The 11,187-nt window shown below is 53.3% G+C and carries 13 protein-coding genes; 6 read left to right on the forward strand and 7 right to left on the reverse strand.

Annotated features, from left to right (window positions below; translation table 11 throughout):
• Nucleotides 1–221 precede the first annotated feature (221 nt).
• The 5 genes from D5S03_RS04500 (at nucleotide 222) to D5S03_RS04520 (ending at nucleotide 5,621) form a co-directional block, all read left to right on the forward strand.
• Complete coding sequence (locus D5S03_RS04500) at nucleotides 222–1,001, forward strand: dihydropteroate synthase (protein WP_008868917.1); 780 nt, start codon at nucleotides 222–224, stop codon at nucleotides 999–1,001.
• A 66-nt stretch (nucleotides 1,002–1,067) separates the two neighbouring features.
• Entirely contained in the window at nucleotides 1,068–2,999 is a 1,932-nt protein-coding gene (locus D5S03_RS04505) for an FAD-dependent oxidoreductase (RefSeq protein WP_008868916.1), read from the forward strand.
• A 131-nt stretch (nucleotides 3,000–3,130) separates the two neighbouring features.
• The gene (locus D5S03_RS04510) at nucleotides 3,131–3,778 is read left to right on the forward strand and encodes a methylenetetrahydrofolate reductase C-terminal domain-containing protein (RefSeq protein WP_008868915.1); all 648 of its coding nucleotides are present in this window, start codon (nucleotides 3,131–3,133) and stop codon (nucleotides 3,776–3,778) included.
• Nucleotides 3,779–3,830: 52 nt separating this feature from the next.
• A complete protein-coding gene (locus tag D5S03_RS04515; RefSeq protein ID WP_008868914.1) occupies nucleotides 3,831–4,706 on the forward strand; it encodes a methylenetetrahydrofolate reductase in 876 nt (291 codons plus the stop codon).
• Nucleotides 4,707–4,718: 12 nt separating this feature from the next.
• Nucleotides 4,719–5,621, forward strand: a complete 903-nt coding sequence (locus D5S03_RS04520; RefSeq protein ID WP_008868913.1) for a Rossmann-like and DUF2520 domain-containing protein — start codon at nucleotides 4,719–4,721, stop codon at nucleotides 5,619–5,621.
• Here the strand turns inward: D5S03_RS04520 and D5S03_RS04525 are convergent.
• The 7 genes from D5S03_RS04525 to D5S03_RS04555 form a co-directional block, all read right to left on the reverse strand.
• The gene (locus D5S03_RS04525; protein ID WP_008868912.1) at nucleotides 5,587–5,823 is read right to left on the reverse strand and encodes a type II toxin-antitoxin system RelB/DinJ family antitoxin; all 237 of its coding nucleotides are present in this window, start codon (nucleotides 5,821–5,823) and stop codon (nucleotides 5,587–5,589) included. The two genes, D5S03_RS04520 and D5S03_RS04525, sit on opposite strands and share 35 nt — an antisense overlap.
• A 63-nt stretch (nucleotides 5,824–5,886) precedes the next feature.
• On the reverse strand, nucleotides 5,887–7,278 hold the full coding sequence (gltX, locus tag D5S03_RS04530; protein ID WP_008868911.1) for a glutamate--tRNA ligase: 1,392 nt from the start codon (nucleotides 7,276–7,278) through the stop codon (nucleotides 5,887–5,889).
• Nucleotides 7,279–7,361: 83 nt separating this feature from the next.
• Nucleotides 7,362–7,583, reverse strand: coding sequence for a NifU family protein (locus D5S03_RS04535; protein WP_008868910.1), 222 nt, complete (start codon nucleotides 7,581–7,583; stop codon nucleotides 7,362–7,364).
• 57 nt (nucleotides 7,584–7,640) lie between these two features.
• Nucleotides 7,641–7,973 (reverse strand): ferredoxin-thioredoxin reductase catalytic domain-containing protein, encoded by a 333-nt coding sequence (locus D5S03_RS04540; protein WP_008868909.1) that lies wholly within the window; start codon nucleotides 7,971–7,973, stop codon nucleotides 7,641–7,643.
• Nucleotides 7,970–8,224: a glutaredoxin family protein gene (locus D5S03_RS04545; RefSeq protein WP_008868908.1), complete on the reverse strand. Its 255-nt coding sequence runs from the start codon at nucleotides 8,222–8,224 to the stop codon at nucleotides 7,970–7,972. Before D5S03_RS04545 ends, D5S03_RS04540 begins: the two co-directional genes overlap by 4 nt.
• A 196-nt stretch (nucleotides 8,225–8,420) precedes the next feature.
• Complete coding sequence (locus tag D5S03_RS04550; RefSeq protein ID WP_008868907.1) at nucleotides 8,421–10,196, reverse strand: sodium:solute symporter family protein; 1,776 nt, start codon at nucleotides 10,194–10,196, stop codon at nucleotides 8,421–8,423.
• 51 nt (nucleotides 10,197–10,247) lie between these two features.
• Nucleotides 10,248–10,502: a DUF4212 domain-containing protein gene (locus tag D5S03_RS04555; RefSeq protein ID WP_008868906.1), complete on the reverse strand. Its 255-nt coding sequence runs from the start codon at nucleotides 10,500–10,502 to the stop codon at nucleotides 10,248–10,250.
• A 371-nt stretch (nucleotides 10,503–10,873) separates the two neighbouring features.
• On the opposite strand from D5S03_RS04555, the gene D5S03_RS04560 reads away from it, so the two are divergent.
• On the forward strand, nucleotides 10,874–11,187 hold a 314-nt coding region (locus tag D5S03_RS04560), incomplete at its 3' end, for a cyclic nucleotide-binding domain-containing protein (RefSeq protein WP_287042801.1).

Here is an 11,187-nt window from a genome sequence, read left to right on the forward strand (position 1 = left end):
TCTGAACGACGTAGGAAGCGTTAATCAAAACCGTAAAACACCGAACTTAATTTAAAGTATCTTATAGTAAATATTGCGATTATCAAAAACTGTTTGTAGGTTTTGATTTACGCTTCCTTGGAGTGAGTTTTTACGTCCTGTTTGCAAAGTCCCCGGACCTTAGTTACGTAAGGTTGCAGTAACAAGAAATGGATATTCTGACCTGGAATCAAGGGGGAAATATGTTAATTATCGGTGAGAAGATCAATGTCATGCTCAAGCAGATCGGGCAGGCCATGAAGGACAGGGACAAAAAGCCCATCCAGGACCTGGCCGTGAGCCAGGTGCAGGCAGGAGCCAATGCCCTGGACATAAACGCTGGTCCGGCCACCAAGAACGGCCCGGAAATCATGCAGTGGCTGGTGAACACTGTTCAGGAGGTTACAGACGTGACCCTGTCCCTGGACACCACCAACGCCGAGGCCATGGAGGCCGGGCTGCAGGTATGCAAAAATCCGGCAATAATCAACTCTACTTCCGGGGACAGGGCCAAGCTGGAGACAATTATGCCCATGGCCAAAAAATACGATGCCGACGTCATAGGCCTGACCATGACTTCGGCCGGCGTCTCCCGGGACGCCAACGAGCGGGTGGCCATTGCCGTGGATATCATGACAGCCATGGCTGAATTCGACGTTCCCGTGGAGCGTTTGTATCTTGACCCCCTGATTCTCCCGGTGGGAGTGGCCCAGAACCAGGCCATGGAAGTGGTGGAGGCCATCAAGATGTTTCGCCAGCTCAACGACCCGCCCATCAAATCCGTGGTGGGCCTGAGTAACGTTTATAATGGCACACCTGAAAGGCTGCACAGTATTCTAAGTTCCACCTACCTGGTCATGCTCATGACCGTAGGCCTGGACGCAGCCATAGCCGATCCCATGGATCAAAGGCTCATGGAGAGTATGAAGACCGCCCGCCTTTTCAAAAACGACATCCTCTACTGCGACTCATACCTGGAATAAATTTTTCAGGGGGCCGGCCTCTTGGCATAGCCGGCCCCGTCCAAACTTACAAGGAGTGCTATATCCATGAAGATTAATGCAATGCCTCCCTGCCAGGCAAAATGCCCCATCCACATGGATGTCCAGGGCTATGTGGCGGCCATTGCCAGGGGAGACGTGCAGGAAGCCGACAGGATTATCCGCAGAACCAACCCTTTTCCTTCAGTTTGCGGGCGTATCTGTACCCGGGAATGCGAATCCGTTTGCCGCCGGGGTAAAAGCGTGGATGAGCCGGTGGCCATCAGGGCCCTTAAGCGTTTTGCCTCGGACAGTGCCTCCGTTGGTTCAGAAGTTCCAGGCCCGGAAGTTCGTTTTTCAGAGAAAATCGGCATAGTGGGAGCCGGCCCTGCCGGCCTGACTGCGGCCCACGACCTGGCTCTCATGGGCTACAGCGTAACGGTCTTTGAATCCGAGGATGAGCCTGGAGGCATGCTCACCCGGGGTATTCCCAGGTACAGGCTGCCCCTGGACCTGGTGCGCTCAGAGGTGGACCGCATCCGTTCCCTGGGCGTGGAAATAAAAACCGGGTACATGCTGGGCAGGGATATTTTCCTGCAGGACCTGCAAAAGGATTTTGATGCTGTATTTCTGGGTATGGGCAGTGAAAAAAGCACCTGTCCCGAGTGCAGCGGAATGGAGCTCTCCGGAGTCTGGACTGCCGTGGAGTTTTTAAAGGACGTCAGCCGGGGTAAAAAATTCAATCCGGGCAATAAAGTCATTGTCATCGGAGGCGGTCATACAGCCATAGATGCGGCCCGGACCTGTCTAAGGCTGGGGGCCAAAGATGTAACCATTGCTTATCGCCGCACCATTGATGAAATGCCCGCAGGGATGGACGAGGTGGAAGATGCCCGGGAAGAAGGGGTCAGGTTTGAGTTCCTTACGGCTCCGGAAGCCTTTGAAGGCAGCGGCAAAGTAGAAAAAATGCGCTGCGTGCGCATGGATCTGGACAAGTCCTGCGGGGGAAAAGGCAAGCTGACCTGTGTGGAGGACTCTGCTTTCGAGATGGAGGCGGATACCATCATCCTGGCCACGGGCTACGCACCCAGGACCGAGGCCGTGCAGGAACTCTGCACAGAAGGAGGGGACAGGCTGGAAATAAAGGACGCCGCCGGGGCCACCAGGACTTCAGGGGTGTTTGCCGGAGGAGATTTTGTCAGCGGACCCACTACAGTGGTGCAGGCCATAGCATCGGGCAGAAAGGCGGCTGATGCAGTGCACAGGTATCTGCGCGGCATGGATCAGTCACCGGAAGAACAGGAAGAGGTTCTTGAGGACCTGGATGATGATGTGGCCCGCCTTGTGCCTGAGGCCGGCAGGGAAAAGCCGGTTTGCCTTGATCCCGGCTCCAGGGTTCATTCCTTCGATGAAGTGGAGCATGCTTTCACTCCAGAACAGGCCAGGGCGGAAGCATCCCGCTGCCTGCACTGCAGCCTTGGGGCCCATGTTTCCCAAGACTGCGCAGTATGCCTGAACTGCGTCCTGGTCTGTCCGTATAATGTCCCCAGGCCGGGTGAGGAAAAGGCTGTCATTGATATGAGCCAGTGCCAGGCCTGCGGGATCTGCGCCGGTCAATGCCCGGCTGCGGCCATCGATCTTGGCCTGGAACCCAGAACAGAGCTGCGCCAGAATATCCGCCGGGTGCTTGAAAAAGCTGAAAGTAGCTCCCCTGGTGACTTCAGCTTCGCTTATGTCTGTGATTTCAGCAAATCCAGGCCAGGAGATGTTCAGGGCGAAAATGTATACACTATAACCAGGCCCGGGTTGGGACGCATTGACGTATATGAACTCCTGGTCCCTTTTGAGGCCGGGGCCAGAGAAGTTCTGGTGTCCGGTTGCGGTGAAGAGGACTGCAAGTTCAAGGACTGCAGCCTGTGGACCCGCAGAAACGTGCAGAGAGCCTCCCGGGTGCTTCAAAGTATCGGCCTCGAACCTGAACGGATAAGGCTTGTTGAGTAAGGTTTTCCCAAGGTTCCCGGCTGGATTGTAATAAAAATGTATCTGAAGGGCCCTTTGAATGCAGGATGGGGCTGATCACTGCTTCTTTCAAGATTGCAGGCCAGATACTGAAAACAAAAGAGGGTGAGAACATGATTGTTGCTGAAGTCAAGCCCATGGCCGAGATTCAGGAAACGATAAAAAAGTACGGCAAGGTACTTATAACCGGTTGCGGCAGCTGTGTGACAGTCTGCCTCAGCGGCGGGGCCCAGCAGGTGGAAGTGCTGGCTTCTTCCCTGCGTACCGCTGCAAAAGCTCAGGGTCAGCAGTTGGAGCTAGGTGAGGAAACCCAGGTGCGCCAGTGCGATCCCATGTTTATCGAACAGATCAAGGACAAGGCTGCCGGGTACGAGGCCATCCTGTCCATGGGATGTGGAGCGGGAGTGCAGACCATGGCCGAGACCCTGGGCAATATTCCTGTATATCCGGCCCTGGATACAGTGTTTTTCGGCGGTGCCGACGGAAAGGGCGGTTTCGTGGAAACCTGCGCAGCCTGCGGGCAGTGCATCCTGTCCAGGACCGGAGGTGTATGCCCTGTGGCCAGGTGCGCCAAAAGCCTTGCCGACGGACCCTGTGGAGGGGCGCAGGAGGGCAACTGTGAGGTGGACAAGGATACCAGGTGCGCCTGGCAGCTCATCTATGTGCGCATGATGCGTCTGGGCCAGCTGCATATTCTAAAGGAAATCAATCCGCCCAAGGCCGCAAGAGTTCATCCGGCCAGGCTGAAACGCGAAGAATAATTGTTTAAGTACTTGTTGGGTTACAAGTATTCACAATAACAGGAGTTATAGTATGGGATTCAGGGAAGCAGTAGAGTCAGGCAAGTTTTTGATAACCGCAGAGGTAGGGCCGGGCAAAGGCACTGACATGCATGAGCTGCTGGAGGACGCCGAGGCCATCAAAGACAGAATACATGCCATAAATGTCACTGACCTGCAAAGCTCGGTCATGCGGCTGGGCTCCCTGGCGGTCAGTCATATCCTGGCGGATAAAGGCATTGAGCCCATATACCAGCTGACCTGCCGGGATAGAAACAGGCTGGCCCTGCAGTCTGACCTTTTGAGCGCCTGGGTCCTGGGGATTCAGAATGTCCTGGCCCTCACCGGCGACCATCCTGTTCTGGGGGATCACCCCGAATCCAAGCCGGTTTTTGACTGTGATTCAGTAAGCCTTCTGCAGATGATGCAGACCCTGAATGGTGGACATGACATGGCCGGCAACGAGCTTAAAGGTGTACCGGACTTTTTTCCGGGGGCAGTGGTCAATCCCGGTGCGGACGCCGGGGCCGGTCTGGAAATGCAGCTTATCAAGCTGGAAAAAAAGATCGAGGCCGGGGCCAGGTATATCCAGACCCAGGGGGTATTCGAACTGGACAGTTTCGAGAAATTCATGAAACGGGTTGAAGGGTTTAATGTGCCTGTAATGGGCGGGATAATCATGCTTAAATCCGCAGGCATGGCCAAATTCATGAATAAAAACGTCGCCGGAATATCTGTGCCCGAGTCCCAGATCAAGGCTATGACTGATACAGACGACAAGGTCAAAACCAGCGTGGAAATAGCATCCCACTTAGTAAAAGGCATGAAGGACATTTGCCACGGCGTACATATTATGGCCATAGGCTGGGAGAAAAAGATCCCCATGGTTCTGGATGAGGCAGGGCTTTAGACCCATGGGAGTATGGGGGTGCGGGGACCCATGAAGAACACAGCTATCATCGGTGCCGGAGTAGTGGGCACGGCTATGGGGTATCTGCTGAGCAATGCTGGATATAATATTACTGGCATTGCCAGCAGAAGCCTGGAGTCCGCGGTCAAGGCAAGGGATTTCATCGGGCAGGGCGAGGCCTCCACCGACCTGGCCGGAACTGCCCGCTCCGCCGGCATTGTACTTATTACAACTTCAGATGACGCCGTGAGGCTGGTCTGCGAGGATATCGCCGGCAGGGACGGGTTCAGGCCAGGCAGCCTGGTTATTCATACCAGCGGGGCCTTGTCCGTTGAAGCCTTGGCGTCCGCAAAACATAAAGGGGCCGTTACAGTTTCCATGCATCCCCTGCAGAGTCTGCCCAGTGTGCAGGAGGCTATAAAAAACATGCCCGGCTCTTATTTCTGCCTGGAAAGCGAGGATGAAACGGCTCTGGACACGGCCAGGGATATGGTCCGGGTGTTTCAGGGCAAAGAGCTGAATATTCAGCTGGGGGGCAAGCCTTTATATCATGCCGGCGCTGCAGTGGTGTCCAATTTTTTTGTGGCTACAATAGGATTCGGCCTGCAACTGCACGAAAGCGCCGGAATAGACAGGCAGGATTCGCTGAATGCTCTTCTGCCCCTGATTCAGGGTACCCTTAAAAACATCGAGAAGATTGGTATACCTGCCGCCCTTACCGGTCCCATTGCCCGGGGGGACGCTCAAACTGTCGAAGATCACCTGGCAGCCATTTCCCGGGAAAGCCCTGACCTGCTGGGGCTTTACTGCGAACTGGGCAAATACACTGTAAAGCTGGCCCGTGAAAAGGGGACCCTGAAGGAACATGACGCCCAGAAAATCATAGAAATATTGCGCCAATACAGTTCACATTAGCCTGCCAACCGGGCAGATGATGCCATGAACCGTTGATTTGCCTATAAGCAACAAAAAAAGGCAGCCCCTGGTTGGCGATAATCTGCCGATAAAAAAGTTCATGCGCGTCTGATATGGTTATACCCATATCTTTGATTATCTGGTCGGCGTCCCGTTTGATATTGGGATCCACCCGGTTATGGCTGGTTGTGGTGCTGCTCATATATCCTGCTCCTTTTATGCATAGCTATGCAGTATTCATGTGGAAAAAAAGTGTCAAGCAGGCCTATATACCCTGAACCCGCCTCAGCCGGTTGACACAGCTTTCCCTGCCCAGTACCTGCATGGTTTCAAAGATGCCCGGGCTGGCGGTCTTGCCGGTGAGGGCCACCCGCAGGGGCTGGGCTATGGCCTTGAATTTGATGTTTTTCTCCTCGATGTAGACCTTCATGGCCTGCTCCAGGTTTTCCTGGTCAAACTCTTCCATTCCTGCAAGTATCTCCGCGATCTCTCTCAGGTACTCCCTGGCCTCCGGGGTCAAAAACTTGTCCACGGCCTTCTGGTCCATTTCCAGTTCCTGGTCCGGCACTAAGAAGAAATGCGCCATTTCCGCCATCTCCTGCATGGTGGAAGCCCTTGGCTGTAGAAGGGGGATTATATTTTCCAGGTATGCTTGCGCAGGAACCGGCTGTGATGCATCCAGGTGCTGCTGAAGGATAAGTGCCAGCCTCGCCGGGGAAGATTCTTTTATATAATGGGAATTGAGCCATTTAAGCTTTTCAGTATCAAAAACACAGGCCGAGGCTCCCAGGTTGTCCAGGGAAAATTTTTGCAGCAGGTCCTCCAGGCTGAATATCTCTTCGTCCTTGTAGGACCAGCCAAGCCGGGCCAGATAGTTCACCAGGGCCTCGGGCAGGTAGCCCATTTCCTTGTAGGCCATTACAGAAAGGGCCCCGTGACGCTTGGAAAGCTTTTTTTTGTCCGGTCCCAGGATCATGGGCACATGACCAAAAAACGGCGGGGTAACATCCAGGGCCTGGTAGATGAGCAGCTGCCTGGGGGTGTTGTTTATATGGTCATCCCCGCGCAGGACGTGGGTTATGCCCATTTCGATGTCATCGGCCACCACGGCCAGGTTGTAGGTGGGTGTGCCGTCCATCCGTTCCAGAACAAGGTCGTCCAACTGGGTATTGTCCACGGCTATGCTGCCCTTGACCTGGTCCTGGTACACAGTCTGACCAGCCTGTGGGGCCTTCAGCCTTATGACCGTATCCGGTCCGGGCTGCAGGCAGGCTTCCCTGCATTTGCCGGAGTACTTGGGCTTTTGTCCCAGGGCCCGGGCCTTTTCGCGCATCTCTTCAACCTCTTCCGGAGTGCAGCGGCAATAATATGCATGGCCTGTGCGCACCAGCTTCTGGATATACTCCTTGTATACCTCAAAACGTTTGCTCTGGTAATAGGGCTCCTGGTCATAATCCAGGCCCAGCCAGTGCATGGAATCCAGAATGGCCTGAGTCATCTCTTGAGAGGAACGTTCCACATCGGTGTCCTCGATGCGCAGAAGAAAACGCCCGCCGCTTCCCCGGGCCAGCAGCCAGTTGAAAAGGGCGGTCCTTGCTCCGCCGATGTGTAGATACCCGGTGGGGCTGGGGGCAAACCTGGCAACAACCTTGCTCATCTTGTTCTCCTTGAAATCAGGATTTGTAAAAATAAAGGCGGACCCATGCAGATCCGCCATATAAAAAAATATCTGGAAGAGAGTTATACAGATTCAACGGACTTGATCTGGGGCAGCTCCTGCATAATCAAGCGCTCAATGCCGTTTTTAAGGGTCATCTGGGACATGGGGCAGCCCTTGCATGCACCCTGCAGCTGGACCTTGACCACGTTGTCCTCGGTAACCTCCACCAGCTCCACGTCTCCGCCATCAGCCTGAAGCGATGGCCTGATCTTTTCCAGTACTTCCTGTACCTGCTCCTTCATATTCTTTTTCCTTTGGGTAATATATTGTGTGATATTTGCCTGGGCCGGCAAACCGGTCTACAATAAGTTCTTTTCCGGAGGCCTGCGTTCCGGGACGTATTCTCTGGGAATTTCACCCTCGTTCCATTCCTTGGAAACGTAAAGACCGCAGTAGCAGCTTCCATATTCCTGTACGTCGGGCTCGCGGTATACGCAGGGGCAGATTATGTCCCTGTCCTGATCCCTGTCCCCGGAGGCCAGTCTGCATGGGCAGGCCATGTAACCCAGGTGGTCCCTGTTGTAAATAAGGCTCTGGAGAAGTTCCATGACCATCTCGCGGTCCCTGTTGAAAAAATATCCCTTGGGTTCCTGTATTTTCTGCAGGGTTTCATAAAGTTGTTCCGGGGTCATTTTCCGCAGGCCTCCTTGATTTCATCTTTTTGCAGTCCTACAATAACTTTTTCCCCGTCTACAACCAGGGTGGGAAAAGACAGCTTGGGGTTGTATTCCTTGATTTCATTGACAACCTTTTCTCTCTCGTCTCCGGTGAGCTGATCCACGTCCACATGATCATACTCTATTCCCTCTTCTTCCAGGAATTTTTTTGTATTTTTGCAGTGCACACAGGTACTCAGGGCATATACATATACCTTTTTACTCATAATTATCTCCTTGTTGTTTATTGCGGGCCACAGATACGGTCTTCTGCCCCTGTAACCGGTAACAGGAGGCATTAGCCTGCATCAGGAGTTGATAACTCATTTCTTTTGCCTAAGCAATGTCCAGATAACCACAAAAAAACCGGCCCGGAATTGTTTCCGGGCCGGCTGCAGAATATTGAGATGAAAATACAAGGGGTTAATGCCCGGAGGCTTCTCCTGAACCGCGCGGTGTGCGCACATTTTGTACCAGTTCCCGGATATGGGCCGGGGGCGACTTGGTAAAGGAGGACACGGTCAGGGTGACTGCGGCGTTTATGAGCATGCCCACAGTACCTATGCCTTCAGGTACGATACCGAAGAACCAGGGATCCATGCCCATGAACTTGGTCTGGATGATATACATCATGGTAAAGCTGATGCCGGCGATCATCCCGGCAATGGCTCCTTCCCGGTTGACCCAGGTGGTGAATATGCCCAGTATTATTATGGGAAAGAAGGACGAGGCGGCCAGCCCGAAGGCAAAGGCCACCACCTCAGCCACGAATCCGGGCGGATTTATCCCGAAATATCCGGCGATGAGCACGGCAATGGCAATCATAATCCGTCCCACCGCCATTCGCTGTCGTTCAGTGGCCTGGGGGTTAAGTATCCGGTAATACAGATCGTGGGAAATGGACGAAGCTATGACTATGAGCAGCCCCGAGGCCGTAGAAAGGGCCGCAGCCAGACCTCCTGCAGCTACAAGTCCCACCATCCAGGCCGGCAGATTGCCCATTTCCGGGCTGGCCAGCACGATTATATCCCGGTCGATATAAAGTTCGTTGTCATTATCTGTTAATTCATTGGAAACCAGTCTTTCACCGTGTTCCCCTCTTTCCCCGGTCAAATCGGGAGATCCTACAAAAGGATCGCCGTCCCTGAACCGGATTATCCCGTCTCCTGCTTTGTCCACCCAGGCCACCAGGCCGGTCTGCTCCCAGTTCTTGAACCAGCTGGGGGCTTCAGTGTAGGGGGTATCGTTGATGGTATCGATCATATTATAGCGCGCAAATCCGGCCACTGTGGGTGCTGTAGTGTACAGAAGGGCGATGAACAGGAGAGCCCAGAAGGCGCTTATTCTGGCAGCTTTTACGCTTGGAACGGTGAAAAAGCGGATTATGACGTGGGGCAGCCCGGCTGTGCCCACCATGAGAGCCAGGGTAATGCTGACCACGGAAAGCATGCCCATGCCTCCCGGATGAAAGGCCTCGGTATAGCGGTGCAGACCGAGATCTTCGTGGATGCCGTCGATGGCCTGCAGGACATACTGCCCGGCGCGCTCTCCCTCGATAAGGGTGGAGCCGAATCCAAGCTGCGGGACAGGCATGCCTGTGAGTTTATAGGAAATGGCGGCAGCGGCCAGGATAAAGGCAACAATCAGGACACAGTACTGGGCCACCTGGGTCCAGGTAATGCCCTTCATTCCCCCCAGGGCGGCGTAGAAAAAGACCACGGCCATACCTATGACCACCCCGGTGCTGACTTCCACTTCCAGAAAGCGGCTGAAAACGATGCCTGCACCGCGCATCTGTCCTGCCACGTAGGTCAGGGATACGAATATGGCACAGATAAGGGCCACTATCCTGGCTGTGGAAGAATAGTACCTGTCCCCCACGAAGTCGGGTACGGTGAATTTGCCGAATTTGCGCAGATAAGGGGCCAGCAGCAGGGCCAGGAGCACGTACCCGCCGGTCCATCCCATGAGATAAACCGTTCCGGCGTAACCCATAAAGGATACCAGACCTGCCATGGAAATAAATGAAGCAGCGCTCATCCAGTCCGCTGCCGTGGCCATTCCATTGGCCAGGGGCGGCACCGAAGATCCGGCCACGTAGAATCCTTTGGTCTCTTTGACCCTGGAGCGCCAGGCAATAAAAATGTATAATCCGAATGATAAGATGACCATTATATAGGTCCAGGCCAGAATGGACATTATTTTTTCCTCCTGAAAACACACAAGGTTGGCCGCCTCTGTCCCGGGCGGTTATTGTTCATCAACATCATAATCACGGTCCAGCTTGTTCATGAGTACGCAGTAAACCAGGATCAGGATAACGAACACATAGATTGAACCTTGCTGAGCAAACCAGAATCCCAGAGGGAATCCGGCTATCCAGAAGTTGTTCAGTGGCTGTACCAGAAAAATACCCAGCCCGTAGGACACAAAGGCCCAGATGGCCAGCAGAATGCCGATGAGGGTCAGATTTTTCTTCCAGTACTCTTCAAAACTTTTGGACATAACCTCCTCCTTAAATAGATATTCGTGACCAATGCTTGCGGATTGTTTTTCCGTAACCATTCAGGGGGGCAGGTACCGGCCATTAGTCAGCACCGAGGACCCCCTGAATGGTTACTTTTTTCCGGGGTGGACTTTCTGTCTCCCGGAGCCTACCCGGAAAGCCTCAAGGGTATACATCCCATTTCGATATTTTTTATGTGATCCAAAAAAAATGCATGCATTTTGTGGTCAGCGGCAGAAAAATGCTGGTCAAAACAGCAAAAAGCTAAAATGGCGCATTTACAAAACAGTCCTGCTCATTTATCGATTACATACGCCGGTTACCCCCTCAAGTTCGCGCTTGATCCGTTGAAGACTACAGGAGAGAAGCCATGAATGAGCAGACCGTAAAGTTTTTGTCCTCAGTAGAACCTTTTGATATCCTTCCTGAAAATGAAATTTCCAGGGCAGCACAAAATCTTACCCATGCCGGATTCCCGGCGGACAGGACACTTTTTGTCCAGAACAAGTCTATTTTAAATCACATATACATTGTCTCTTCGGGAAAGATGGAAAAATTTATTCTGGAAGAAGAAGACAAAAAACTTCGCGAAATCCTGGGAGAGAAAAGTATTTACGGAGGTCTGTCCGTACTTTTCAACAAGAGCATCTCCATCCGCACCGTAAGGACCCTGGAGGAGTCAAA

Origin of the sequence: Desulfonatronospira sp. MSAO_Bac3 (assembly GCF_003838035.1) — a bacterium.
In the GTDB taxonomy this organism is placed as follows: Bacteria; Desulfobacterota; Desulfovibrionia; order Desulfovibrionales; family Desulfonatronovibrionaceae; genus Desulfonatronospira; species Desulfonatronospira thiodismutans.